We start from the raw sequence: 25,066 nt of genomic DNA, 5'->3' as shown, positions 1-25,066 counted from the left end.
TGTGCTGCGCAGCTTTGGACACCTCGTATCATACCAAGGGGACTTTTTTTATTCAAACCCCATTTTGCTTTAATACAGGAATGCTTTCTGAAACTATCAAAAAAGCCATGATTATAAAAAATCATAGCTTTGGTAGGGCTTATCATCTACTTAAATTACGATACTGTCCAGGTGTTACTCCAACTATTTTCTTGAATTTTCTCGTAAAATTCGCAACATCTTTATAACCTACTTGAATGACGATATCTTTAATTGGCTGATCTGTCTCCTTTAACTGCTTCTTCACATCTTCCATACGAAGATCCTGGATATATTGTGTAAAGGTAACTCCCGTTTGTCCTTTTATAAACCGACTAAGGTAAGATATAGATAATTGAAATTCAAGTGCTATACTTTCGAGAGACAGCTCATACAATTTATAATTGGCTTTAATATAATCCAAAATATCATTTCGCAGCTTATCATTATGGCTCTCTTTCTTATCCTCAACCTCTTCACATATTGCAAGAACGATTTTGTGGAGCTGCTCGTGTAATTGTTCAATAGAATTAAAATCAACTATTCTATTAAAATCCTGGATATGTTTTCTCAGCCCTATTTCAGTAATAGTTTTCACAACTGAATTGATAATATCAAAGCAGATGCATTTTAATACTTGGATGGAAAGATCTTTATCAGCCAGATTTGTAAACATGGTGCGTAAAGTCTCAGCAGCAACAATCTTGTCCCCTTGCTTTATACATTGGACTAGCTTCATTTGTTCTTCTTTCGGATATCCAAGTGACTGTTCCGCCTGCATACTGATTTCTTCAAAGTAGATAATACTTCCTTGGGGCTTGACAAATTTATATTCCAATGTTGTAAGCGCTTCGATATAAGAACGGTTTATCCGGTTTTTCTCATTGTAAAGCCCCCCTACCCCAATGGTAGGATCTAAAAGGCAAGTTTCTTGAATAAACTGCTGTATGGAGGGAACAAGCTTTTGGCGTTCTTTGTTAGCATCGGTTACTTGATCCATACTTACAATTACGGCCATTGCATCATTATAAAACAAATCAATACCATGTGCTATGGCGTTTTCCAAAGAAAAATTCGATAAGATGTTAAAAGCTTTTTCCCTTTCTTCTAAATTGTCCTCATTAAAAGTTCCTTTTTCAAAATATACAATCGTCACAAAATAATGCCCTTCCTGCATTTGAATATTTAACGAATCCAGCAGCAAATTTAATTCTTCTTGATCACTGAAATCACCTTTTAGCAGTTTCACTAAAAATTGATCTCTAGCAAAAGGTTTTTGCCTATAAATCGTTTCATTCAAAATCTGATGGTCTTTAAATACATGTGTTATTGTCTTCTGAATGGTCTCTAATTCATTTCCACCTTCAAAATCAGCAGTTTTCTTTCCATTCCTCTTTGTTATTTCAAACAGATTTTGAATCGGTTTATATTGATTTTTTCCAAGTAATACAGCCAATACAAAGCCAACAATTAAAAGGACAATTAACATTGCAAAAATTAATATTGTCCAATTATCGAGCCGTTTAAAAAACTGATCAGTATCCATCAACGTTATAAACTTCCACCCGCTCATCTCCGATTTAACGGACACAAGTGAATAATCTTTCCCATTTAATTCAACATTATCAACCCCGTAATGATCAATAGAAAGAGACTCTAATTGCTCTTTCCCAATTGATTCATCATTAATAGCCGATGCAATAACCTGATTATTTTCATTGAAAATATATACATTGCCTTCAGATTCCCCTAATATGTTTTGAATCAAATCTGTCATCGTCGATTCCTCTATAAAATACAAAACAGTACCGTAAGGATTGTGACTGCTAGGAGCTATCGGAAAAAAATAAGCAATCATATTTTTATACTTTTCATTATCGATAACTACTTGATTAACAGGTTTTATGAATGGTATTTTCTCATGCAAATCACTGATAAGATCTTCTTTTTTCCATTCACCGAACCGATATTTTCTTTCCATCAAGGCGTCTATGGAATACGACCCATTCGTAGAGTATATTGTCTCATTATTATGATAATAAACAAATAGCTCCTCAATGATCGAACTATTTGCTTTATATTTTTTTAATTCCTCAATTGCTTCCCCACTGTAATAGTTATGGCTGATCATATATGGCGTCAGTCTTGGATCATATGAAATTCTTGCTGCGAGAGTTTTTAATTCTTTCATGCGTTCGTTTGTTAGATTTTCTACTTGCTCTAATTTATTTATATTTGATTGTTCAATTTCCTGACGCAGGCTGGATACAGAATTATAATAAATAATCGTACTCATAATCAGAAATGGAACAAGAAAAACAAGAAGATAGGAGACGATATATTTATATAATAGCCGAGATTTAATCCTATTACGCAACAAATTCCCCTCCCCTATATCTCTAAATAAACTAGCCACTATTTAGTTCAATTTCCTTTCCTCTATTCCTATACATGCTCGATATCCAAACCAAGCAAGCGGAAAAGCAATCATGGAAGATCCGCCAAAAAATAGAAGAACAGGCAGGAAACTAAATAAGTAATATAATAGAATCAGACAAATGATCATTGCAATTGATTCTAGTGGACGAGCCAATGCAACAAAAAATGATTGTTTGAAATATAGGAAAAATTTGAGTTCGTAACGTACAAATACAGGAAAGAAATATAAGACTGTAAGAAAATACAGGAAACTAATCATTAATAAAAAGAGGTGAACATATAACAATTGGATGTACTGTTGTGAGATTTTCATATCAAAATATAAAAATATGCCTAAACCAATCAAAATAATCCCTAACCTATTTGCTTTTAAAAATTGGGTTTTATATACTGAATAGAAATTCTTAAAGATCGGAATATCAAAATCTTTTTCTAACCACTTATGTATAACTGAGAATAATGCAGCTGTTGCCGGCGATATTCCGAAAACGCCCAGTCCAAGAAATGTAAATATGACCCAAAGTATGTGAAGATACATGATTTTAGCCAACCAATCCCCTAAATCATACACCCATTTAAAAATACCATGTAAAGATGTCATTTCTGAAATCCCCTCTCTCATAAAAATGCTTCCCACGTGTATTCTTGAAGTTATAAGACAGAGGTAAGAAAACAAACCGGACTATTTGCCGATTTCTTATTAAACCGCTTTCATTTTTTTGCAGAATCCGATATCTCGACAGGAGGATTATTCGACAGTTTCCCCTTTTTTATGATCCAATTATATCATAAATTTAGATATTTTCGGACAAGTTGTCAGCATATTAAGTGAAACTTCCCTCAGTTGGGGTTTACTTCCCGTTTACCTTTTTAATGTCCATCCTCCCTTTCTCATCGAGTTGATATGGCAGAAATTCAGAATCCTCCAATCATACCAATGACCGAAAGAATGGTTGTTCTGTGATTGGAACAACCATTCTTTCTTAGCTATTAATCCCAACCTCATCTGGACGGTAAACGGAAATGACATTTCCCTTTTTATCTGTTGCAAACATAACCGTTCTTTCAGCCTCCAGCAGAAATGAATATGTGCTATTTGTTTCAGGGTCTTTAATTTTAATAGATGTTTCTTTCGCAAATTCGGACACAAAAATAAATAATGATCCATTTTCAAAGGAAAGTTTTCTCCCATAATTACCTGGCAGAACACCTTTTTGCCAATCTATTTGTTCATGAACTCCTGCTTTTTGTATAACATATTCATATAAAGCTATTATCGGCTCACTTCGTTCATTTAGTTCAATGGGTAAGGGACACCAAATAATTTCACCTTTTCCATAAGAAATTTCCTTTATTGTCATAGAATTTTGATCAGAAATCAATACCTCTTTCATTGTTTCAGCAATTCGTTCTCCGCCAAATGAAATTGGATAATGCTTTTCATTTATTTCGAGCATTTCCTCACGAAGGATATTCTCAATTCCGGTTGATCCAAGGATGTCCCTCATCCGACCTGTATCATGCCAATATTCATCCAAGTTTATAGGACCTGTAAATAATAGTGTGATGTCTTGTTCTTTTACAACCTCCAAAATGGTAGTGAGGGAAGTAGTGCTAAAATTGTGAGGACTTGGAACGACAACTAATTTAGGCGGTTCGTTTTTTAATCCATCAAGATGATATTCACTTAATGCACGAAATGGTATATTCATCTCGTAAGCTAGTGTTCTCGTAAGCTTCATTGTCGCATGCAGTGCTAGTCTGCGATTTGAGAAATCATTTGAATATGGGAATACGACGGCTATTTCTTCCAGTTCCCTGCCTTTGAATAAATCACGTGTATCTTTTATAAACGCACCGAAATCATAAGAAACATTTGTTTCAGGCTTTTCTGTACCGTCAGCACGAATCGCACCTATATTTGATTCATTAATATTATTCATATAGTAATTTGTGTTCCAGAGCCATTGGACAGCCCCAGCCCCGCCAGTCGAAAAGGCATAAGCATATTTTCTTTCAAGAATGTTTCGTAATTCCTCTTCGCTCCTCTTAGCTTGATTATTTGGATTTTCAACGTACATAATTCCAGTTTCCTGTATCAGGTTTGGCTTTGTAGGTGTTTTGGTAAAGATTCCATCCCAGACTAATTGATCCATCAGCCACCATGTATGGTTCGTTGTATAATCAACCGCCTCACTGTAAAATAACGGTGATGGCCGCTGTGAGCCAAGCGCTTCATCCTGTCCAACCGTCACAAGTTGATTTGGTGCCAACTGCTTAATAGTTTCTGTAAGCTCTTTTGCCCATCTATTATGCATATCCATTGTATACAACGTATAATCAAGCCATTTTAAGCCTTTTTTTCCAAAAAGCATATCTTTGATGCCAAAGTTGATCTCACTGGGCTCAGGTGGTTCAATCGCATCAAAAGATGGCAATTCCTGCTCTGTCATGTTCCATTTTTCCTGAAGCTCGCGAATGGAGCTATGACGTTTCTTAAGCCATTCCCTATATGCTTTTCGATCATATTTATCATGAAGTGTTCGAGGGCCTGAGAACGTACGACTCGGATCAAATAATGAAGGTTCATTGATTAGATCCCAATTAATATTTGACGTTTCTGTATGTCTTGAAACGATTGCCGTAATGAAACGTTTTTGCGCCTCAACGCTTCGCGGATCAAGATATGGGTTTTCTCCTCCCCATCTTTCCGGTGTAAAAGAAAAAAAGTTAAACGTTACTTCAAGATCATGTTTTTTCGCACATAGGATAAAGGCATCAATGGAACGAAGTACATTCTCATCAACATGGCCATCAACAAACATCATGTTCCCCCAGGCTGTCCAAATTCCTGTACGAATATAATTTATACCAGCACGCTTCATTTGTGCCATATCCCGATCCCAAACATAAGGGTTAGGTAAGAAAAGAAAATAACGAGCAACATCAGACGACATATAAGTCATTCCAACAATCGGCAATGGACGTCCATCTTTTTGGAAATAGTCGCGATCACAGCTTAATGGATCACCAGTTTTTAAAAGTTTCTTATCCATTCCCCAGAAGCCTTGGTGAAGAATTCTTGTTTCGCCAGTACTTGAAACAGCATGACAAGTAATACCATACAATCCCGGCATCATATCTATTGGTATGATAAAAGAAAGGGCATTCAATTGTTGCGATGCTTTTATTACTTCTTTTTTTGTAAAGACTGGCTCGTCATTTTTTGTAATAGTCGTGGATAATGTCCATTCTGCAGGCGCGTTCTTAAACGACTGTAATTGAAGGGTTACTTTTGGACGTTCTCCTTCTTCATACGTGGCATAGTTTGTTTTCAGCCATATTTCGGTTACTCCATTTGCAACATACAAAGCTAATTCCTGTATCGCATGTGCGCCTTTTTCTGTCCAAAATCGTTCATTAACCTTCTGATTAATGAAGAGCCAGCGTCCTCCTGTGAATTTCCCTTTTGTATTTTCAATTAATACACTTGGAGCGGCTACTTCGCGTCCGCTTTTTGAAATACCTTTAAGCAAAGGATAAATACTTGCATCCATCGGACCCACTGAACCCATTTCGGCATCGATTGCACTGGACTTTGTCACATGAAGCACAAAGTTACACGTATCCTCAATGGTAAATAGATCCTCTATTCCTGAGAACACAGGAATATCATCATTATGCTGCAAAAAAGCGATCGGTTCGGAATTTACATGTAAAGCCTCATGAATATTTAATTGTTGATGATAGGCTGTTTGTTCACGCTCCAATTCCCAGTTACCATTAACCATATAACATGGAATTCGAAACGGAATACCGCCAATATGTACGATTCCTTTCCCACTATTAAGATAATTATATACGGCTTGCCAAGCATTTTTCGGGAAATAAGGACCATGTATGTTTATAAAGCAGTCCACTTCATTATTTGCTAAAACTTTCCCTAAAGAAGCAGCATCCGCAACTATGATTTCATTGTTGAAGTTTTCAAAAAAGGATCCTGTTGGTCTCTCTCCATCTATTGGAAAACTAGAATCATAGAAAATAACGATGTTACTCATGTGGTATTACCTCCGGTTTTAGTAAAATTAATTTTTTTTGTATTAGAAGGTCATTCAAGCTTTTTATACGGATCCATGTGGCCAGCCGATTAGACCCTGCTATTCGAAAGCCAGTTAAACTTACAATTATTATTTACTCCTTTATAAAAAGCTCAACAACTGGTACAAGTACATCTGGTTTTTGTACCGGAAGATCCAACACAACCGAATGAATATCAATTTTTGTTTCTGTACTTGTGATGACTTCTTCGGGATCAAATTCTCTAAAATGAACCTCTGATGCATCATTAAGAAGTTGGGCATATTTTACTTTTCCATCTAAACCTTCTAAATGAATATGCCGGAATGGCCATGAGAAAATATGGAGATACAAACGATTTCCATTTTGCGTATAGCGACAGTCAATTGGAGCTTTATATTCACTATGTTTTGCTCCATATATCGAACGGGAGTGTAACCTCATCCACTCACCAATTCCCTGTAATCGCAGGATGGAACGGCTGTCAAACTCACCCCGTCCATTAGGTCCTACATTCATAAGTAAATTTCCGTTTTTCGAAACTGTATCAATTAACATTTTGAGCAACATACCAGTAGATTTCCAGTCTAGGTTATCTCGGTGATAGCCCCATGTTCCATTCATAGTCTGGCATGCTTCCCAGATGACCGGAAGACCATCTTTTTCAACAGGTTCATTTGGCTGATATTGTTCCGGCGTTGTTACACCACGATTTAAATCGAGGCGGTCATTAATGAGAATATCAGGCTGCAGGTCTAACACCATTTTTTCAAGCTTCTCTGACTGCCAATCATTAGCCCCTTTCCCTTTTGACCAGCCCCAATCCCGATGAGGATAAGAAAAGTCGAACCAAATATAATCGATTTTCCCGTAATCCGTTAATAATTCACGAACTTGTCCATGCAACAAATCCAAATACTTATTCATATTACGATTGATATTTTCTTCTTTGAAATCTTCATCATTTCGTTGCGGGTGCAGGCCATCAAGCGTAAACTCTGGATGATACCAATCTATTAATGAGTGATATAGCCCTACTTTTAAACCTTCTCCACGGAAAGCATCAATTATTTCTCGCAACAGATCTCTTTTAATCGATGTATTTGACACTTTATAATCACTTAATCTTGTATCCCATAATGCAAAGCCTTCATGATGTTTAGTTGTTATAACAAAATATTTCATACCTGCTTGTTTAGCGGTACGAGCCCATTCCTTAGCATTTAATAGATCTGGCTCAAAGTGTTCGAAGTATTTGCGGTATCCATCCGGATGTATTTTCTCGTGTGTCATAAACCATTCATGACGCGCGGCCGGTGAATAGAGTCCAAAATGAATAAATAAACCAAAGCGGTCATGAAGAAACCATTCCGGATCCCCATATTGTGCAGGCCAGTTTGCATATTTTTTTTCATTTGGAACTGTTCTCATTTTTCAACCTCCAATTTAAATAGTTTTGTATTTATTCGGCATTACAAATCTATGACTCTGTTAAAGCATAGTCTCCTCCGTATTGCCTCTTATACTATCTGTTACAGACAGAAACCGTAAATATGTAAATTTAACACCACTATGTAAACCTTTACACCGGAAGTTTATTTTATGCAAACTATCTGAAATAAAAACACAATTCATGCCTTTCTGAAAGTCAGATGTCAAAGGTTGATGGTCTGACACCTTTTTATCTATACTTTGTGACTAGTTTTTAGGATGTTTGAATAAATTTAGCCTCATTTCAACGATTTCTCTATGTTCCCTTTCAACTCTAGATAAGCCACCGTTTATTCAATCTTGCCTTCGATCTATACCGGAAATATATCTTCGATTTTTTTTATCTTCGAAATCAATTGATTTATCTTCGAAAATTTCAATATATCGATTATTCGACAAACTCTGGTACTTTCTGATCTTAAAAAAAAGACCCTTACAGGTCCTATATAGTCGAGTCAAATATTTTCCATTACCTTGCTCAAAAAAATCACTCTGGTCTCCTATTCACCAGTCTGATTTACTAAAGCTTCCATATCTGCAGGCAGCTCTGCCTTAAAAGAAAGCTGTTTTTCTAAAATCGGATGCCAAAATGTTAGTTCACTGCTGTGGAGAGCTTGTCGGTTGATTTCATCGCGCTTTCCCCCATATAAAGTATCCCCGCATAACGGATGGCCTAAGTGAGCACAATGCACACGAATTTGATGCGTTCTTCCAGTTTCCAGCTTTAAACAGAGAAGACTTTTATCTCCAAATTGCCTCATTACTTGATAATGGGTAACTGCTTTTTGACCTTCTCTCCTTACTTCGCGTTCGATAATGCTTGTGTCTTTTCGACCGATCGGGGCATCAATTGTACCGCTAATTTTAGGAAAAATTCCTTCAGTAATTGCTAAATAGGTACGGTTGATATTCCGTTGCTTTTGTTCCGTTGAAAATAAAGAATGGGCAAATCGATGCTTTGCAACTAACAAAAGGCCTGATGTATCCTTATCAAGCCTTGTTACAACATGAATAGTAGATGCGAGGTTTTGTTTTTGGAAGTAAGCTAACAGCCCATTTGCAATCGTTCCTGAAGGATGTTCCCTTGAAGGAATCGTTGGGATAAACGGATCCTTGTTAATGACCAAACAATGATCATCCTCATATACAATCTTTAACGGAAGCTCCTCAGGTAAAATAGATGCACTTGGTCGCTCTGTTGGAAAGTAAACAGAGAGAAGATCTCCTTTTTTAAGATTGTACCTGACAGTAATCGACTTACCATTTATTTTTATATCTCCACCAAAATACTTAATATCAGTTAGTGCACGTTTTGAGATTCTTTTCAGCTTTAAAAATTCACGGACCATCATTCCTGCTTGCTCATTTACTATAACCCATTCTAATTTAAACTTCGTCACAATTTGCGTCTTCCTTATCATTAAGTTTGCTTGTTTCTGTTGAAACAAAGTCCAAAGTTCTTGGGGGCAGAAGCGAGATATAAGACTAGTAGCAATCGGCGAGTTGCCGATTGCCTTTATCCCTGCAACAATCTTTAGAAAAGAATCCTTATTTATCCTCAGCCACAAACGAATCACGGACCCTTTTCCAAAATGGAAATGGCCTGAACCTGGCAAACCGAATCGTTTCATTAGCTACTCGGCATTGAATGGATTTTACATCCTTATGAAGCAATGTTAAGTGGTCAATTGTTATTTGGAAATCAACATTGTTTACAGGCTTTAATAAACATGTATGGTGATCAGGTAAAATAAGAGGAGAACCAATTGTCCTGAAGACACGGTTATTTATAGAAGCCATTTCTGCCAATTGGATCGCCCTTATGGAAGGATGCAAAATCGCTCCACCGAGCGCTTTATTATAAGCAGTACTCCCAGATGGTGTAGAAAGGCAAAGACCATCTCCGCGAAACGTTTCGAAAAGCTGACCCTTTATTTCAACATCCATGACAAGAGTGTTATCTATACTTTTGACTGTACATTCGTTCAATGCAAGATAACGCGCCTCTCTTCCCCCGCCGTTATGCCTGATGATCACTTCAAGGATTGGATAATCGATAATCTGATAAGGCGTTTTCGCGATTGCAATCACTAATTTCTCTATTTCCTCAGGTACCCAGTCTGCATAAAAGCCTAAGTGGCCCGTATGAACCCCGACAAAAGCGGTTTTGTCCAATCTGCTGCGGTAACGGTGAAAAGCATAAAGCAAAGTACCATCACCACCAACAGATATGACAATTTCCGGCTGATCTTCATCATATTCAAGCTTAAAATCAAGCAGATAAGATTTTATTTTATGCATAAGAGTGTTAGAAACGGTATCCCCTTTTGACGTTACCGCAAATTTCATATTTCACGTCTCCTTCTAATAGGCTATTAACCCTTTCTCATATATCATTCGCCCATAAGAACCGAATTAGCTTTCTAAGCGTAGCTAAGGCTAGAACTATTCTTTACCAGTCTCTTTTTTATCTGTCTTTCTTGAAAAGATTGCTTGAGCTTCTTGAATTTCCTCGCGGATTTGTGACATTTCCTCATCAAGCCTGTAAGCCGCCTCAGCAGCACGCTGCAGACGCCAATTAATATCGTCAGGAAAATTACCGCTATATTTATAATTAAGAGAATGCTCAATTGTCGCCCAGAAATTCATTGCCAAAGTGCGGATTTGGATTTCGACAAGGATATTTTTTTCACCAGTAATTGTTTGAACAGGATAAGTTGCTACCACATGGTAAGACCGATAACCGCTGTCTTTTTTGCTCGTTATGTAATCTCTTTCCTCAACAATCTTAAGATCATTGCGAATTCTTAGCATTTCCACGACTCTCTTTATGTCATCTACGAACTGACACATCATCCGAAGGCCGGCTATGTCTTGCATTTCATCTTCGATCGATTGAATAGACATTTTTTTTCGTTTTGCTTTATCAATAATACTTGGAATTGGCTTGACCCTTCCCGTGACAAATTCGATGGGAGAATGTGAATGTTCTAACTCGAGCTGACTTCTCATTCCGCGAAGCTTTACTTTTAACTCCTCAACAGCTTGTTTATATGGAGCTAAAAAAAGGTCCCATTGTTTGGTGTCCATCGTACCCCCCCTTTTTCTCTTCCTATTTCTCCAACCCAAAATGCTCAATTACTTTTTGTTCCATATCTTCTCCATAATTGGCATTATCTTTTATATTTTCCACCAAATAGTCTAATTCGTTGAAAATATCAACCAGCTCAATCTCTTTATTATTGACATTCAACTTCACTTCGACCCCGATTTCTTGTGCTTCTCTAAAGAGTGGCCACCACTCATGAGGAATGCCGACGTAAACAAAGTCCTCTTTATTTTCTAATATGTATATAAAAGAAAGCTGATCAGAATCTACCAGCATTTGACCCTTTGGCTTGAGCTCCTGTTCATCCTGTTTGTATGGAGCTGCAATCAAAAATAAGGTAGATGCTTCGATATTTGCTGTAATAATTTCAATTCTGTTTTTCATAAAGATCTCCTTCCTCATTGTTTCAAAATCTATTCTATCATATTGCCTCCCGGGATGATAAAGTGAAGCTATGCAAAAAATCCTGCTTATCGATGGAAAATATTATCATGAATATACTGATTAAGGCTCTTTTCTAAAAGATAACTCCTTAGAAAAGGATAAAAGATAGGTAAGTAATGGTAGTCGCTGTGTATCAAATTGCTTCTCTTAGATTGAAAAAACAATGATTAAATTACGCAACCAGCATCAATTTATTAAGAAAGGACGTTTCCCATGCCGCAAGAAATTGAAATTGAATTTAAAAATCTGCTTTTAAAGGAAGAGTTTGATCGATTAATGGACTATTTTGAATTCACCTTGGATGATTTTATCACTCAGTCAAATTTTTATTTTGATACTCCTTCCTTTTCTTTAAAAGAAAAAGGGTCTGCGTTAAGAGTTCGCCAGAAAAGCGGTCAATATGTGCTCACATTAAAAGAACCGGCAGAAATAGGCCTGTTGGAAACACACCAAGTGATTGAAGAATTATCTCCGCAGGAGTTGAAGCGATTTAAAATTCCAGCCGGCTCGGTGTCAGTTCAGCTTCAGAAGCTGGGAATTAATCCAATTGATATCGTTTATTTTGGACGCCTCTCCACAGATCGGGCAGAAAAAAAATATCGGCATGGCTTAATAGTCCTAGATCACAGCCGATATTTAAAGAAAGAAGATTTTGAAATAGAATATGAAGTCACTGATGAACTTGCGGGAAGACAAATTTTTTATGAATTGTTAGATGAAATGCAAATCGATATACGTGAGACAAAAAATAAAATTAGACGCTTTTATGAAGAAAAAACCCGGATTAACGGATGATAAATAGGAGAATGTTTATTCATGCAAATCAATCATTTCCGTGCAATGCTCGAATTAAATGTACTTAGAAACCTATCAGCGCCTAAAGATCAGCCCTATATTTCTTCTTTACAATCAACTGAGCTTCCGTTCCAGAAACTGCTTTCTTTTTTAATTGAAAAACAAGCCCCAGAGCCTATGACGCCCAGACAATCATCATTAAACTTGCCTGAAACTACTCTGCCTATTCATGTACGAGAGAGCTCCGGAACAGAAGAAGTGGATTCATTAATTAAGGATTCAGCAAGAACATTTGAAGTTGATGAACAATTAATTAGCGCGGTCATTAAACAGGAATCAAACTTTAACCCTGCTGCCGAAAGTCATGCGGGAGCACAAGGACTCATGCAGCTCATGCCAGCAACTGCAAAGTACCTTGGTGTACAAAATTCATTTGATCCTGCTCAAAATATTGAAGGCGGTACAAAGTATTTAAAACAAATGCTTACCAAGTATAATAACGATATTTCATTAGCACTGGCAGCCTACAATGCGGGGCCGGGCAATGTCGACAAATACGGGGGCATTCCTCCATTTAAAGAAACACAAAACTATGTCCAAAAAGTAACCTCAACCTATTTTGCTTAAAGCTGGGAAAACTATGTTTCCAGCTTTTTCATTTCATTTTACTTCTTCATGAGATCGTGTAAGTGTAGAAACACCCTTCAATTTTTTTGCAAAAAAATAATCGATACGAAGCATTCATGTCTAAAAACTCATCATATACATATTATATTTCAATCTACTTGTCTTTCCCAAGACGGTTTGTTTGAGATATATTGATCGGATTGTTAAAATAAAGTGAATCTTGATTAACAAGCGATGATTAAACTATAGTCCTGATCCTTTTTGAGGACCGTTTTTATAACGGTTAAAGAAATTCAGTCCATTAGTTTTCTTTTTGAATCCAGTAGGAATAATTGGATAAAATATATCAATTGAAGAAAACATAGAATGTTCGTTAAAGGAGTTATCAACATGGCAGAGTCTTTTCATACACCATACGATGCAATTGGCGAAGAACTTCTTTGGCAGCTTGTCGATGTCTTTTACTCAAAGGTGCAAAAGCATCCACTACTAGCCCCTATTTTCCCAGAAGATCTTACAGAAACTGCAAGAAAGCAAAAGCAGTTTTTAACCCAATATTTAGGCGGTCCTTCTTATTATACAGACGAACATGGACACCCAATGCTCCGTGCCCGCCATTTGCCGTTCCCTATCACTCCATCCCATGCAAAGGCATGGCTTGCTTGTATGGCTGAGGCGATGGATGAAGTCGGATTACAAGGGGAATTCCGAGATTTTTTCTATTCGCGGCTGGAGTTGACAGCAAAACACATGGTAAATACTCCTGAAGGCAAGACAGATAAGAAAGGAGAGTCTTCGTGATGCTATTCAACAGTGGACAAGAAAAAAACAAAATCTTTTTCTCACACTGTCAAGGCCACTCAAAGAAGCCTCTTGAAATATATATGTTTATTGACCCATTATGTCCTGAGTGCTGGGCCTTAGAACCTATAATAAAAAAGCTGCAAATTCAGTACGGCCGCTTTTTTACTTTACGCCATATTATTAGCGGAAAAATCGCTGCTCTGAATGTTACAAAACGCAAGAAGCCGGAAAAATTGGCTGAAGCGTGGGAAAAGACAGGCAGCCGCTCAGGAATGTCTTGTGATGGAAACATTTGGTTTGAAAATCCAATCAATTCTCCCTACATTGCATCAGTTGCTATTAAGGCTGCCGAATTACAAGGAAGGCGAGCCGGAATCCGTTTCTTGAGAAAAATGCAGGAAGTATTATTTCTCGAAAAACAAAATATTGCCCAAGAGAGCGTACTAATAGAAATCGCCAAAGAAATTAACCTTGATGTCGATTTGTTTCAAACTGACCTCCATTCTCCAAGTGCCATCAAGGCATTACAATGTGATTTAAAGATTACTTCAGAAATGGAAGTTACAGAAATTCCAACACTAGCCTTCTTTAATCAAAGAGTTGAGGATGAAGGACTAAAAGTAACTGGCTATTATTCGTATGATTTATATGAACAAGTATTATTCGAAATGCTTGAAGATATCCCAAGACCATCAGAAAACCCACCTTTAGAGGTTTTTCTTCATTATTACAAGTTTGTCGCTTCAAAAGAAATTGCTGTCGTCTACAATATGACTATGGACGAAGTAGAAAAAGAAATGAAAAAGTTTATTCTTGCCAGAAAAGCGGAAAGAGTCCCAGTCAAACACGCTACCTTCTGGCGATATATAGAGTAAAGCACCTGGATATTCAGGTGCTTTTTTAGATTTACGATATCATTAGATCCGAAAACTGCTATTTCTCTTTTTGGACTAGTTAACGAGTTCTATGCACGGCCTCTTGTCCTGTGAACGAGTTTCCCTTTTCTATGAACAACTTTTTACTTCTATGCATGAGTTTACCGGTTCTATGATCGACTTCTGTTCTATGCACGAGTTACTCTGTCCTATGAACGAGTTTTTTACTTCTATACACGAGCTTATCGGTTCTATGAACGACTTCTGCTCTATGCACGAGTTACTCTGTCCTATGAACGAGTTTCCCTTTCCTATGAACGGCTTTTTTGCTTCAATGCATGAGTTTACCGGTTCTATGCATGTCGTCTTCTGCTCTATGGCACCACTTTCTCCATTCAATAAAAAGCAGGGGCACCAAATCGGAAATCGCTTACAAAATATATAAAAAGGAAGGTTACGCTCGGGATAAAGCGCAACCTCCCTAATAATATGTCTTAACGACAACAAAGGGGATGGGAGAAATTTTTCACGGTCAAACAAAGGGGTAAATGTTTGTTTGTGATCAACTTCACATCTATAATATATCAAATTGTGACTAGTTTTGACAAGGTGTTCAGACCTTTTTCACAAAAATGTCACAAAGCATAAAATCAAGGAGCATTACATATATACGTATAAGAGAACGGACAAGGAGGAATTTTTGTGAGGTTTGTTCCATTGATCATTGCTGTGGCGGCAATCGTATTCACTTTTTTTCTCAACATTCTTGGGTTAATGAAAATGGCACCTTTGTTCATTACTTCACCATTATTATTCATCACGATCTTGGTTACAATCTACCTAGTTAGTCACCGAAAAACATTTAAGGGATTCTAAATAGAAGAATGCACCGGATTCCGGTGCATTCTTTTGGTTTATTATGAAAGCAGCTGTTCCATTTCAGTCAGCTTTTCTTCAAATACTTTTAACGCTTCTTCGATTGGCTCCGCAGATGTCATATCGACGCCTGCTTTTTTTAGAACTTCAATTGGATAATCAGAGCTTCCCGACTTTAAGAATTCAAGATAGCGGTCAACTGCCGGTTGACCTTCTTCTAAAATTTGCTTGCTCAACGCTGTAGCAGCACTGAATCCTGTTGCATATTGATACACGTAATAATTGTAGTAAAAGTGTGGTATACGGGCCCACTCTAAGCCAATTTCTTCATCAATCACCAATTTTTCACCAAAGTATTTCTTATTTAGTTCATAATAGGTGCTGGTTAACAATTCAGGGGTTAACGGCTCTCCGTCTTGGGCTTTTTTATGAATATCATGCTCAAACTCTGCAAACATCGTTTGGCGGAATACAGTTCCTCTAAAACCTTCAAGATAGTGATTTAACAAATATAACCGCTGCTTTTCGTCATCAATCGTTTTTAATAAATAGTCATTCAATAGGTTTTCATTACATGTAGAAGCAACCTCTGCCACAAAAATTGAGTAATTGCCATATGGATATGGCTGAAACTTTCGTGTGTAGTAGCTGTGAACGGAGTGACCGAATTCATGAGCTAGTGTGAATAGGTTATTCACATTATCTTGCCAGTTCATTAAGATATATGGGTTTGTCCCATATGCCCCTGATGAATAAGCTCCGCTGCGCTTCCCTTTATTCTCATGGACATCTACCCAGCGATTTTCAAAGCCCTCTTTTAAGATTTCTAAATATTCCTCGCCTAATGGGGCTAATCCTTTTAACAAATAATCTTTAGCTTCATTATACGGAATTTCCATTTTGACCTCTTTAATCAGAGGTGTATACAAATCATACATATGAAGTTCATCAAGCTCTAGCACTTTCTTTCTCAATTCAATGTATCGTTGTAGGAGCGGAAGGTGTTTATTCACTGTTTTCACAAGATTTTCATATACTTCTTCCGGAATGTTATTGTCACTCAATGCCGCTTGACGGGCACTTTCATAATTTCGAACCTGAGCATAGAAGTTGTCTTTTTTCACAGCTCCGCTTAGTGTGCTGGCAAACGTGTTTTTATAGCTGCCATATGTAGAATAGACCGCTTTAAAAGCAGCTTCGCGAACGCGCCCGTCAGAGCTTTCCAGGAAACGAATATATCGTCCATGGGTGACCTCAACCTCTTCTCCGTCTTCATCTTTTATCGACGGGAACTCAAGATCAGCATTATTCAACATTCCAAAAGTATTACTTGAAGCACTTAAAGCATCTGAGGCCTGAGCAAGCAGGGCTTCCTGTTCAGCTGATAAAACATGTGGCCGCTGGCGGTTAATTTCATCCAAAGCATGTTCATAGAGCTTTAACTCTTCTTTTTCCGATAAAAATTGCTTCACCTTTTCTTCATCAAGCGACAATAACTCTGGGATAATATAAGAAGCAGCGCTTGACGCTTGAGTATAAAGATTTGCCGCTTTATCGTTTTGTCCTTGATAGTAAGAATTCGTTGTATCCTGATCATATCTCATATGTGCGTATGTATATAATTTTCCGAGACGTTCCATAACTTCATCCTGATAAGCAAGTGCTTCATATAATACATCAGCAGATTCGCCAAGTTTTCCTTGATACTCACCAATTTTCGGCAGTGCTTCTTTAACTTGCTGAAATTCCTTATCCCATGCTTCATCATTTTCAAAAATATCCTCTAAACGCCATGTATCCTCAGCAGAAATCTCATCTCTTGATGGCAGCTTCTTTACCGTTGTTTGTTCACTCATGTATCTATTCCCCCTTATCAAAAATTATTCGCTTGTACTCTTAATATTCTATATAAACTTAAGAATATCCTTTATGGCTCTAGTATTTCAAGAGATATGCCCCTAGCTTCATTTTCTGGTATTTATTTTTCACTTAATTGCCTCTAGCATACAAATTAGAGTAGAATTTATTTAAAATTAAAAAATTCAAAGGAGAGAGTACATGAGTGTTAAACAACATAAAGAGGAAGCACCTAAAACCATTAGATGCAAGGTGATTACAGTTAGTGATACACGTACAAAAGAAACAGATAAAAGCGGCAGCTTGATTCTATCTAAATTAAAGGAAAACGGCCACTCAATTCTTGGCTATGAGATTGTTACAGATGATTACCATTTAATTAAAGAAGCAATAGTCTCTGGATGTGAGGACAGATCTGTCGATGTTATTTTATTAAACGGCGGGACCGGGATTGCAAAACGAGATGTTACAGTAGAAGTTGTCAAGGAACTTTTAGATAAGCAATTAGACGGGTTTGGTGAAATATTTCGCATGCTCAGCTATTTAGAAGATATAGGATCTGCTGCTATCTTAAGCAGAGCAATAGCAGGAGTCGCCGAAGATACCGCTGTTTTTTCAATGCCAGGCTCTTCAGGTGCAGTAAAATTAGCAATGGACAAGCTTATTATTCCTGAAATGACTCATGTAGTAAGAGAAATTAGGAAAGACGCCTGAGGATATAAATACTCCTCGGGATTTTTGTAAAATTAATTCTATTTTTCAAATCTTCTTGATTCAAGGTTAAAGTTCAGTTCAAACCTAAGATTAGGTATAAACTAGTAGGAAAACTCCCTCTATTTTCCAATTGATGGGTAGGATTTTCTCCTTGTTTTGCTTCATTTTATGTCTTTTTTTGAATCAGGATTTGTTTATCCCTTTTTAATAAGTTATCAATTGTGTCATTCCAGTCGAATGGTTTTACTTTTATATAAGTATTATCTTTCGTTTTTTTCAAATAGTTGAATGTGCATAATGCATCCAGGTATTGGCGGATGGGTAGGGAAAGGTCAGGAGAATTTATAAGGTAACGTTTTTTCAAATATTCTTTGTTTAGTAAGAATTTCAGGTGCTTGGAAATTAATGTTGTTGTAAATGAAGTGTGAAGGGAGAATTTATCTAAAAAAAGAAGAATATAAGTTTGCCATTGAAAGACATGGTTTTCAAAAACATATCCAGCCATGACAGGGATGAACACTTTTGAAGGAAGATTTTGAATGGAGAGCTGTTTTTCAATATACAGCTTTTCTCTAAAATTTCGATCTTCCTTTGTTTCATGTAAAGTTGGTTTTAATCGGTGATTTTTTACCCTTATTAACCAATCCTTCGGAATTCTAAATTCTGGTTGCCTATTTAATAAAGATGTTATATTGAGCTCAGAAAGCTTTATGATTTCCATATTTGCCGCCGCATTTTGTTTTGTAAATGAAACTATGGAAGATAAATGAAGTAGAGATTCACTGCTAGTGTGGTAAGCAAGTATCCTTGTTGATGAACCCGCTTGTTGAAGGAAAAGCCATAGAAATGGAGAAAATCGATACATTGTAGATGAAGATTTGTTGATATACTTTGATGAGACGATCCATATTGGGGTTATTCGTTTTTCCAGATACATTTGGGTTCTTTTTCGAAAAAGGGTTTGATCGATTGTTGAACATTGGAATTCTATTGCAAATTGACCATTGTGACATTGAAAATATGTATCTGGTCTTTGCATGATATCGGGAAGATAATGCTCCAAGCGGGCTGTTACGCCGTCTTGTTTTTTTAGCCAATGATATAAGTGAAGCTTGCCGTTTCTATGTTCCTCACTCTCTAGTTCAGAATGATATGAACAGCTTTCTGTTTTTTTGTGGGCAAAATGAAAGGTGCGAATCTTACCTAATTTCAACTCTAATCCATTTTTACAAATCGGACAAAAAAATCGTTTACTTTTTTTAACATGTAATAGTTCATGGGGCTTATCTTGATAATCAGCTAAAGAAAAGATTTTCCCCTTTTCATCTTGTGCAATAAACACCTGAGCTTACCTCCTTTTATTCTCCAGCTGTTTTTGTACTATTTTCCTGTGATTGAAACATAGTTAGGCACCCCAACAGGGTGAGTGTTAGGATGCTTACTTGAAGCAGTCGGAGATTCACCATTTGCCTTAAGAAAAAGCCAAATCATCTTATAATTCGACAGTCACCAAAGAAATCCTGTCAAAAAAAGAAAAAACCCGTCAAGTTTTATGACGGGTTTTTATATAGGATATAGTTTCAGCATTTCCTATTAAGAAAAATGCTTCCGTATTGTTTTTAAAGCATGGTTTTTGATGACTTCTTTGCCATACTCTTCTAATCGGTGAATAGTTAATTTTGACTCTTGTCCATATTCCAACAGAATGCTTAAAATATTCTCAACTTCTTCATCTTCTTGTTCATCTTCCTCGAAATTTACAAATAAATAGTATTGATTCTCGAAGGAATAAAGACTGTTGTCAAATCCATTGACCGTGTTCTTTGATAAAGAGATGAGATTTTCAAAGTCATCAAATTTCAGTACAAATTCAAGCTGCTGAGTATCATCTGTACTTGTAGAAGAAGCCTTTGTTTGGTCGGATTTATTAAAATGATGATCAAGCATTGATTCAATATTTTCATCAACCGGGAGATCTTTTAGCTTGTCTTCTGAAATAGGAAGCTCAATTTTCTGTCCGTCTTTTGACATCTGTGCTCTTGTTACGATTACTTCAAGTCCTTTATCGAGGGCTTGAACTTGAATCCAAAGCGGCCCTTCAACCATGAAATCCTCTTCCTCATGAACTTCATCCATCATTTCCCAAAAAAGCTCTTCACTTCTTTCCCGATTGTACCAAATCTCTTCACGATCAAAGCCGCGATCTTCGATATCACCGTAAGAAATATAAAATTTAACAGTATGTTCATTAATACGCTCTATTTCCATTTGTCATCCTTCCCCTCTATTTAAGATGTTGAAGGGACAACTAAACCCCCGATTAGTTGTACTTTACTACACTTTACCCAAAACGTCTATTTTCTAACCGTTAGCGCGAAACAGCTAAAAACATTTATAGTACAAAAACCCTCTTTTTGTTAAGAAGAATTCTTGTACTCCTATTTTATGATAAAACAATCGTAAAAGAAATAAAAAAACACCCAATTCTAAAAAACAGTTATTTACCTATGGGTGCCACTATGGGTGCCAGGCACCTTTTTTTATTTTGGTGCCTGGCACCCTTCTATAAAACCTTTTCATGTTTTGAAGGTTAAGCACTCTTTGCCATTTAGGGTCAGACCCCCTTTTGTAATTTGTGGGCTTGTGGTTTGGTGCCTGGCACCAGTTGTGCATTTTGGTGCCTGGCACCCTTTTTTGGCACCCTTTTTTGGCACCATTAAGTCATATTCATTGGGCTTAGTCATATATTTTAGTACAAGCATAAAGAAGTTTCCATTATTTACATACCGAGCAGAAAGAGGTTAAGTGGATGGAACAGGAGTTTCTTATTTCCTTATTCATGATAATCGGAATAGATTTAATACTTGGCGGAGACAATGCCATTGTTATTGCATTAGCTTGCCGTAATTTAGCTGAACAGCAAAGGCAGAAAGCGATTTTGCTAGGTACTTTTTTAGCAATAACTGTGCGGATTGTTTTGACCAGCTTTGCTGTCATTTTACTTAAAATTCCCTTTCTTCAGCTAATTGGCGGATTATTTCTTCTGTTTATTGCTTACCATTTAATCGTTGGAAAAGATGAAAAGAACGACAACATTCAAAGTCACCAATCGCTTTGGAAAGCGGTAAAGACGATCGTGATTGCCGATATTTTGATGGGATTAGATAATGTTGTTGCAATTGCCGGAGCTGCTAATGGGAAAACCACTTTGGTGATCATTGGACTGCTTATTTCAGTGCCGATCATTATTTGGGGTAGCCGATTTATTTTAAAGCTATTGGAACATTTTCCTGGTCTTGTTTATGTTGGAGGCGGAATGCTGGCATTTACCGCAGGAAAAATGATTAATCAGGAACATAATCTGCAGCCTTTTTTACTTTACCACCCGCACCTTGCGCTAAGTATCCCTTATGTCATGACAGTTTTCATTATTGCTGGCGGGCTAGTTTATAATCATTTTATTCAAAACAGACCAAACTAATGAAATCTATCAATAAATTCAGGGAACAGAAAAAGCACCAGAATAATCTGATGCTTTTTTTAAATTAATTCACTAAACGCTGTGCCTCTCTAAGGTGATACGTACGAATTTTTCTCGGAAGAAAACGGCGAATTTCATCTTCATTGTAGCCGACTTGTAATCTTTTCTCGTCAATAATAATCGGACGGCGAAGTAATCCAGGGTGTTCCTGAATCATATTATACAAGTCTTGCAAAGGTAAGTTTTCAACATTGACGTTTAACTTTTGGAAAACCTTTGAACGAGTTGAAATAATTTCGTCCGTTCCATCCTCTGTCATACGAAGAATTTCTTTAATCTCATCGATTGACAACGGCTCAGAAAAAATATTACGCTCCTCATACGGAATCTCATGTTCTTCCAGCCATGTTCTAGCTTTCCGGCATGAGGTACAGCTTGGTGATGTATATAATGTAACCATGAACTTTCACTCCTCTAAAAGAATGAGTAAACTTTCGAATCATTTATGCTAAATTGAAATTACTTTAATTAAGTAATCCATATGAAGTATTATACTATAAAAAAGTAAGTTGTGATATACTTTTTTAATAAAAGTTTGTCAAAACAGTTAAAAATCTTGTTATTGCTTGATTCCTTAGCGAAAATAAAACCCTAAATAACTTTTTTATTTGCATTTTGACCAATTTGACCTATTAGGAAAGAACGACTTTTCCGTTCTCAATTAGCTTAATTGATCGAAAATATTCTTCCGGTTCTGATCATCTTCTAAAGTCAGCACTTCTTCCACATCACAATGAGACGCACCATAGAGCTCTTCATCTTTATATGTGTGAATAAGCTGATAGGTTTTTTTCATAGCCTCGTAAATGACTTCCTCGGATTCATTTGTCGGAGACCAAAAAAGAATCTCCATCTGATTAATTTCATTTGTTTCGATAGAACGTCTTCTGTATCCAATTGTATGCGCGTGCTTAAACCCTTCCCTTTGGTAAAATTTCAGTCTTTTCTCGGTATCCAAATCATCTTCATCTACTGGTTCAACTTCCAGCAGAATTGGCTTTTGCTTAACTTTCATTTTTTCAATTAACTTGTGTCCCAGCCCTTGACCACGTGCATCTTTTGAAACAAATAAGTAATCAATGAATAAAAAATCATCCAGTTCCGCATACATCATTACATGGTGAGGACCCTCATCTTTGTAATAAATGTTACCCCTTTCCTTCAGAAGAGCTTCCATATGCTCTTTGGATTTCATCTCTTCTTCTGGGAAATATTGATTCAACTTTTCATACCAATTCATCGATCTGCCCCTTTGAATTTTTGGCCGTATGGATTCCTTAATGACCACTTAGTTTTTTATTACTCTTATAGTGTACCAAAAAAAACCACTTACAATTTATTAAGGTAATAATAAAACCTTATTATGATTAATAAGTTTTACCGTTAAGGTTTTATTTTTACCCAAGTATTATTTACCCTCTTTTTTCATTACTAAACATGATTTACAATAAAAGTAGAAATTATTTATAGGGATGGTGAGTATGGGACAATATTTATTCGATTTTATTGTAGTTGCCTTGCTCGTAATTGGAATCACTGCAGTGCTTGGGGTTTTGATAAATGGAATTGGTCAGAGATTTTTCGGGGGTAAAAACAAAAATGTAAGCGTCTCACATTCCTTAAAAACGCAAGAAGGCTGGAGGAAGGTTGGCGGACGTAATCCATAAAATATAAAATAAGGATTAAAAACAAACCGGGAGGGGTACAAATCCTTTCCGGTTTGTTTAAATGTAAAAAAAGAAACCGGCTCCTTCCTTTACCGATTTCTTTTTTTAGACTTTTAAGGAAGTCTTATGGTGTATAGTCAACACCCTCCGTATACGCATTGCTTGCATTCCATAATAAAAATTCCTTGATTCCGTTATCATTTAAGGCTTTTATTTGTGCTTCAACCTCAGATTTTCCGTACTTAATATAGTTTCCGCTGCCTAACCAGTATGCGGTGAAATCCTGAAGCCAAGGTCTTGATATGGGCCTCTCCTTTAATTCACTAAGCTTCTTATTTTCCAGCTTGGCATATTCATTAATAATATTATAAGGTTCAGTATCAGGCTTTGAAATGCCAAAATAGGATGTCCAGTGGCTTGGGTAAATCATAGAAGAGATAACATCGACATTTTCTGAGATCATCGAAAAGTTTTGACCGATTCCCGGTGCTTCAGGCAATGTAGCTGAATAGCCAAAAATATCAACAGAAACCTTTACATCATATGGCTCAAGCTTCTTCTTCGCATATTCTACAAAATCAGTAACAGCACTAACTCGTTTACGAATATTGTCCTCGTCTCCCCCTTCATATTCACCTGTTTGATATTTTAAGACATCATCACGAGTCTCAAATCCTTCGGGAAATCGGACATAGTCGAACTGAATTTCTTCAAAACCCATTATTGCTGCTTCAATTGCGATATCAACATTATAGTCCCAAACTTCTTTTAAGAAAGGATTAACGAACGATTCACCTCGTCCATTTTTCCAAACATGATCTCCTTCTTTAAATGAAAGCTCCGGTCTTTTATTCGCTAAGATAGAATCTTTAAACACAACAACTCGTGCAATCGGGTATATTTGTTTTTCTTCTAACGTTTTCAATATCTTTTTCGGATCTTTTATGTATGGTTTACTTATCTCTTTATACTTTGACCTGTCTTCTGGAAGATAGGTAAGATTTCCAAAGTCATCTTTAATATCAATGACCATCGCATTCAGCTCTGTTTGATCGATCATTTTCGTTAATGTTTCAAACTTGCTTCCACCTGCGGAATGTCCAGTCACATAAATTCCTCTAACAGCATCAGGATATTCAAAATCAAAGCCTGAATCATAGACAAATCGCGCCATACTCTCGGGTAAGACCCTTTTTTCTAATGTTAGCTGCTTTGCGGGATGATTGTGGTTTACTAGCTCTCGTTCAGCAATTCCCACAGAAGGAAAAAGAAGGAGAAAGAGACAGAGAATAGTAATGACTGTAACCAACCTTTTTAGGATATCCATGTCGTAAAACCCCCAAATTACATCTCTCATTCTATTATAAAGAAAAGTTTGTAAGGTTAATAGATAAATTTGGACTGATTTCCACAAGGTTCATCCCCAAAAATCTTAAGGTGAGAGGTCGGAGGTGGGAATTGATGAAATCAGCGAATTGCTTTTCTGTTTATAAGTACCACCATTTACCCTTTTATTACTTCGATAAACTTATAATTCTTAAATTAGGCAATCGGTGCCTTGCCGATTGCTTCTATTCTCACTTCTAGATGTGAGAAGTCGGAGGTGGGAGTTAAGATTTATTTTACCGGATTAGAAAGCTGCACTTTTAATTCTTTTACTAGTTTCATTGCTTCTTCAGGACTAAACACGATTTTTACGTTAGCAAGTGAGATATTGGTTCTCTGAAAT

General features: G+C 36.7%; 22 protein-coding genes and 1 pseudogene. 8 read left to right on the top strand and 15 right to left on the bottom strand.

The features are described 5' to 3' along the window. Positions 1–142: 142 nt before the first annotated feature. The 8 genes from IC621_RS23045 to IC621_RS23010 form a co-directional block, all read right to left on the bottom strand. A complete protein-coding gene (locus tag IC621_RS23045; protein ID WP_191161885.1) occupies positions 143–2,395 on the bottom strand; it encodes a helix-turn-helix domain-containing protein in 2,253 nt (750 codons plus the stop codon). Between the two features lie 42 nt (positions 2,396–2,437). Next, positions 2,438–3,058, bottom strand: coding sequence for a YesL family protein (locus IC621_RS23040; RefSeq protein ID WP_191161883.1), 621 nt, complete (start codon positions 3,056–3,058; stop codon positions 2,438–2,440). A gap of 382 nt (positions 3,059–3,440) precedes the next feature. Next, the gene (locus IC621_RS23035; RefSeq protein ID WP_191161882.1) at positions 3,441–6,518 is read right to left on the bottom strand and encodes a beta-galactosidase; all 3,078 of its coding nucleotides are present in this window, start codon (positions 6,516–6,518) and stop codon (positions 3,441–3,443) included. Positions 6,519–6,651: 133 nt separating this feature from the next. Further along, positions 6,652–7,968, bottom strand: a complete 1,317-nt coding sequence (locus IC621_RS23030) for an alpha-L-fucosidase (protein ID WP_191161880.1) — start codon at positions 7,966–7,968, stop codon at positions 6,652–6,654. 560 nt (positions 7,969–8,528) lie between these two features. Beyond that, positions 8,529–9,428: an RluA family pseudouridine synthase gene (locus IC621_RS23025; RefSeq protein WP_191161879.1), complete on the bottom strand. Its 900-nt coding sequence runs from the start codon at positions 9,426–9,428 to the stop codon at positions 8,529–8,531. Positions 9,429–9,576: 148 nt separating this feature from the next. Continuing rightward, positions 9,577–10,377: an NAD kinase gene (locus IC621_RS23020; protein WP_191161878.1), complete on the bottom strand. Its 801-nt coding sequence runs from the start codon at positions 10,375–10,377 to the stop codon at positions 9,577–9,579. A 96-nt stretch (positions 10,378–10,473) separates the two neighbouring features. Beyond that, complete coding sequence (locus IC621_RS23015; RefSeq protein ID WP_191161876.1) at positions 10,474–11,118, bottom strand: GTP pyrophosphokinase; 645 nt, start codon at positions 11,116–11,118, stop codon at positions 10,474–10,476. Between the two features lie 22 nt (positions 11,119–11,140). Beyond that, positions 11,141–11,521, bottom strand: coding sequence for a UPF0738 family protein (locus IC621_RS23010; protein ID WP_191161875.1), 381 nt, complete (start codon positions 11,519–11,521; stop codon positions 11,141–11,143). A 273-nt stretch (positions 11,522–11,794) separates the two neighbouring features. Between IC621_RS23010 and IC621_RS23005 the strand changes: the two genes are divergently transcribed. From IC621_RS23005 to IC621_RS22985, 5 genes are all read left to right on the top strand, one after another. Next, a complete protein-coding gene (locus IC621_RS23005) occupies positions 11,795–12,376 on the top strand; it encodes a CYTH domain-containing protein (RefSeq protein WP_191161873.1) in 582 nt (193 codons plus the stop codon). 21 nt (positions 12,377–12,397) lie between these two features. Further along, positions 12,398–13,003 carry a lytic transglycosylase domain-containing protein gene (locus IC621_RS23000; RefSeq protein ID WP_191161872.1) on the top strand — a complete coding sequence of 202 codons (606 nt, stop codon included), beginning with the start codon at positions 12,398–12,400 and terminating at the stop codon, positions 13,001–13,003. Positions 13,004–13,393: 390 nt separating this feature from the next. Next, a complete protein-coding gene (locus tag IC621_RS22995; RefSeq protein ID WP_191161871.1) occupies positions 13,394–13,804 on the top strand; it encodes a globin domain-containing protein in 411 nt (136 codons plus the stop codon). Continuing rightward, a complete protein-coding gene (locus IC621_RS22990) occupies positions 13,804–14,682 on the top strand; it encodes a ClpXP adapter SpxH family protein (protein ID WP_191161887.1) in 879 nt (292 codons plus the stop codon). Before IC621_RS22995 ends, IC621_RS22990 begins: the two co-directional genes overlap by 1 nt. 717 nt (positions 14,683–15,399) lie before the next feature. Continuing rightward, positions 15,400–15,558 carry a hypothetical protein gene (locus IC621_RS22985; protein WP_224752754.1) on the top strand — a complete coding sequence of 53 codons (159 nt, stop codon included), beginning with the start codon at positions 15,400–15,402 and terminating at the stop codon, positions 15,556–15,558. A gap of 41 nt (positions 15,559–15,599) precedes the next feature. On the opposite strand, the gene pepF is transcribed toward IC621_RS22985, so the two are convergent. After that, positions 15,600–17,414: an oligoendopeptidase F gene (gene pepF, locus IC621_RS22980; protein ID WP_191161868.1), complete on the bottom strand. Its 1,815-nt coding sequence runs from the start codon at positions 17,412–17,414 to the stop codon at positions 15,600–15,602. Positions 17,415–17,616: 202 nt separating this feature from the next. Between pepF and IC621_RS22975 the strand changes: the two genes are divergently transcribed. Beyond that, positions 17,617–18,129 (top strand): MogA/MoaB family molybdenum cofactor biosynthesis protein, encoded by a 513-nt coding sequence (locus IC621_RS22975; RefSeq protein ID WP_191161866.1) that lies wholly within the window; start codon positions 17,617–17,619, stop codon positions 18,127–18,129. A 166-nt stretch (positions 18,130–18,295) separates the two neighbouring features. Here the strand turns inward: IC621_RS22975 and IC621_RS22970 are convergent, their stop codons facing one another. The 3 genes and pseudogenes from IC621_RS22970 to IC621_RS27270 form a co-directional block, all read right to left on the bottom strand. Next, positions 18,296–19,471 (bottom strand): competence protein CoiA, encoded by a 1,176-nt coding sequence (locus IC621_RS22970; protein ID WP_191161865.1) that lies wholly within the window; start codon positions 19,469–19,471, stop codon positions 18,296–18,298. Between the two features lie 251 nt (positions 19,472–19,722). Next, positions 19,723–20,397, bottom strand: a complete 675-nt coding sequence (gene mecA / locus IC621_RS22965) for an adaptor protein MecA (protein WP_191161864.1) — start codon at positions 20,395–20,397, stop codon at positions 19,723–19,725. A 23-nt stretch (positions 20,398–20,420) separates the two neighbouring features. Next, a pseudogene (locus tag IC621_RS27270) lies at positions 20,421–20,483 on the bottom strand (hypothetical protein); the annotation flags it as partial. 455 nt (positions 20,484–20,938) lie between these two features. Between IC621_RS27270 and IC621_RS22960 the strand changes: the two are divergent. Continuing rightward, positions 20,939–21,610 carry a TerC family protein gene (locus tag IC621_RS22960; protein ID WP_191161862.1) on the top strand — a complete coding sequence of 224 codons (672 nt, stop codon included), beginning with the start codon at positions 20,939–20,941 and terminating at the stop codon, positions 21,608–21,610. Positions 21,611–21,674: 64 nt separating this feature from the next. On the opposite strand, the gene spxA is transcribed toward IC621_RS22960, so the two are convergent. Next, positions 21,675–22,070 carry a transcriptional regulator SpxA gene (gene spxA, locus IC621_RS22955; protein WP_191161861.1) on the bottom strand — a complete coding sequence of 132 codons (396 nt, stop codon included), beginning with the start codon at positions 22,068–22,070 and terminating at the stop codon, positions 21,675–21,677. A 261-nt stretch (positions 22,071–22,331) separates the two neighbouring features. Then, entirely contained in the window at positions 22,332–22,910 is a 579-nt protein-coding gene (locus tag IC621_RS22950) for a GNAT family N-acetyltransferase (protein ID WP_191161859.1), read from the bottom strand. Between the two features lie 241 nt (positions 22,911–23,151). Between IC621_RS22950 and IC621_RS22945 the strand changes: the two genes are divergently transcribed. Then, a complete protein-coding gene (locus IC621_RS22945; RefSeq protein WP_191161858.1) occupies positions 23,152–23,337 on the top strand; it encodes a hypothetical protein in 186 nt (61 codons plus the stop codon). Between the two features lie 124 nt (positions 23,338–23,461). On the opposite strand, the gene IC621_RS22940 is transcribed toward IC621_RS22945, so the two are convergent. Then, positions 23,462–24,664: a putative glycoside hydrolase gene (locus tag IC621_RS22940; RefSeq protein WP_191161857.1), complete on the bottom strand. Its 1,203-nt coding sequence runs from the start codon at positions 24,662–24,664 to the stop codon at positions 23,462–23,464. Positions 24,665–25,066 lie beyond the last annotated feature (402 nt).

The organism is Metabacillus arenae, assembly GCF_014773385.1.
In the GTDB taxonomy this organism is placed as follows: Bacteria; Bacillota; Bacilli; order Bacillales; family Bacillaceae; genus Metabacillus_D; species Metabacillus_D arenae.
Note: the sequence above shows the minus strand (reverse complement) of the source record. Positions and strands in the feature narration are given on the sequence as shown.

Bases quoted from the DNA above. Each gene is read 5' to 3' on its own strand.
- IC621_RS23040 (WP_191161883.1), bottom strand. From the start codon at position 3,058: ATGACATCTTTACATGGTATTTTTAAATGGGTGTATGATTTAGGGGAT.
- IC621_RS23035 (WP_191161882.1), bottom strand. From the start codon at position 6,518: ATGAGTAACATCGTTATTTTCTATGATTCTAGTTTTCCAATAGATGGA.
- IC621_RS23030 (WP_191161880.1), bottom strand. From the start codon at position 7,968: ATGAGAACAGTTCCAAATGAAAAAAAATATGCAAACTGGCCTGCACAA.
- IC621_RS23020 (WP_191161878.1), bottom strand. From the start codon at position 10,377: ATGAAATTTGCGGTAACGTCAAAAGGGGATACCGTTTCTAACACTCTT.
- IC621_RS23015 (WP_191161876.1), bottom strand. From the start codon at position 11,118: ATGGACACCAAACAATGGGACCTTTTTTTAGCTCCATATAAACAAGCT.
- IC621_RS23010 (WP_191161875.1), bottom strand. From the start codon at position 11,521: ATGAAAAACAGAATTGAAATTATTACAGCAAATATCGAAGCATCTACC.
- IC621_RS23005 (WP_191161873.1), top strand. From the start codon at position 11,795: ATGCCGCAAGAAATTGAAATTGAATTTAAAAATCTGCTTTTAAAGGAA.
- IC621_RS23000 (WP_191161872.1), top strand. From the start codon at position 12,398: ATGCAAATCAATCATTTCCGTGCAATGCTCGAATTAAATGTACTTAGA.
- IC621_RS22995 (WP_191161871.1), top strand. From the start codon at position 13,394: ATGGCAGAGTCTTTTCATACACCATACGATGCAATTGGCGAAGAACTT.
- IC621_RS22990 (WP_191161887.1), top strand. From the start codon at position 13,804: ATGCTATTCAACAGTGGACAAGAAAAAAACAAAATCTTTTTCTCACAC.
- pepF (WP_191161868.1), bottom strand. From the start codon at position 17,414: ATGAGTGAACAAACAACGGTAAAGAAGCTGCCATCAAGAGATGAGATT.
- IC621_RS22975 (WP_191161866.1), top strand. From the start codon at position 17,617: ATGAGTGTTAAACAACATAAAGAGGAAGCACCTAAAACCATTAGATGC.
- mecA (WP_191161864.1), bottom strand. From the start codon at position 20,397: ATGGAAATAGAGCGTATTAATGAACATACTGTTAAATTTTATATTTCT.
- IC621_RS22960 (WP_191161862.1), top strand. From the start codon at position 20,939: ATGGAACAGGAGTTTCTTATTTCCTTATTCATGATAATCGGAATAGAT.
- spxA (WP_191161861.1), bottom strand. From the start codon at position 22,070: ATGGTTACATTATATACATCACCAAGCTGTACCTCATGCCGGAAAGCT.
- IC621_RS22950 (WP_191161859.1), bottom strand. From the start codon at position 22,910: ATGAATTGGTATGAAAAGTTGAATCAATATTTCCCAGAAGAAGAGATG.
- IC621_RS22945 (WP_191161858.1), top strand. From the start codon at position 23,152: ATGGGACAATATTTATTCGATTTTATTGTAGTTGCCTTGCTCGTAATT.
- IC621_RS22940 (WP_191161857.1), bottom strand. From the start codon at position 24,664: ATGGATATCCTAAAAAGGTTGGTTACAGTCATTACTATTCTCTGTCTC.